Source organism: Xanthovirga aplysinae (assembly GCF_009711365.1).
GTDB lineage: Bacteria > Bacteroidota > Bacteroidia > Cytophagales > Cyclobacteriaceae > Xanthovirga > Xanthovirga aplysinae.
In genome coordinates, this window is sequence record NZ_SMMB01000334.1 from 1 (window position 1) to 1,164 (window position 1,164).

At 36.6% G+C, this 1,164-nt stretch carries 1 protein-coding gene; it reads left to right on the plus strand.

The genetic code is table 11. The features are described from left to right. Positions 1-148 precede the first annotated feature (148 nt). Positions 149-1,120: a tryptophan--tRNA ligase gene (trpS, locus tag E1171_RS01010; protein ID WP_155203216.1), complete on the plus strand. Its 972-nt coding sequence runs from the start codon at positions 149-151 to the stop codon at positions 1,118-1,120. Positions 1,121-1,164 lie beyond the last annotated feature (44 nt).

Sequence of the window (1,164 nt, forward strand, 5' to 3'; positions counted from 1 at the left end):
AAAGACATAAAGCTTAAAAAGGTAAATCAACTACGATACGTTCTTTTTTTAGAGAATTATTATAAAAACTATAAGAGCAGATATTTATCTTTAAATTTGCGTTTAAAATTGTTATATCGCATTTATCTTTTTTTAAATAATAAAGCCAATGGCAAGAATTTTAACCGGGGTACAGAGTACAGGTCGACCACACCTTGGCAACCTATTAGGAGCAATAATCCCCGCTATTGAATTATCTAAGGAAAAGGGAAACGAATCCCTCTTTTTCATTGCTGACCTTCATTCCTTAACCACAATTAAGGATGCCGAAGAACGTATTAACAATATTAATGCCACAGCTGCCGCCTGGTTGGCATGTGGTTTTGATACCGAACAAAATATCTTTTACCGACAATCCCGAATTCCGGAAGTATCGGAGCTCAACTGGTACTTAAGCTGCTTTACCCCTTATCCGATGCTTGCCAATGCACATTCTTTCAAATCAAAAGCAGAAAAGCTCTCAGATGTGAATGCAGGCTTATTCACTTATCCCGTATTAATGACGGCAGATATTATCCTTTTTGATGCTGATAAAGTTCCTGTTGGGAAAGATCAATTGCAACATTTAGAAATGGCCAGAGATATTGCCAGCTCATTTAATCATAAGTATGGAGATGTATTTGTCCTCCCGGAAGCCATTATCGAAGAAAATCTGATGACCATTCCAGGAGTAGACGGACAAAAAATGAGTAAATCTTATGGGAATACGATTGACATTTTTCTTCCTCCTAAAAAGCTACGGAAACAAATTATGTCTATTATCACAGATAGTACTCCTCTAGAAGAGCCTAAAAATCCTGATACCTGCAATGTTTTTGCTCTTTATGAGCTACTAGGCCGCCCAGAGCAAATTGAAGAAATGAGACAGAATTATCTGGGTGGGCATTACGGCTATGGACATGCGAAACAAGCACTCTTTGAATTGATTATTCAAAAATTTGAAAAGGAAAGAGAATTATTTGATTTCTATATCTCTAATCCGGAAGAATTGAATGAAAAACTTAAAGTTGGAGAGGAAAAAGCCCGAGCCATCGCGGGCCCTGTTCTAGAAAAGGTAAAGAAGTGCTTAGGGTATTTATAATATAAATAAGAAGAGATTTGAATCAAAAAAAGCGGTTCTCATAA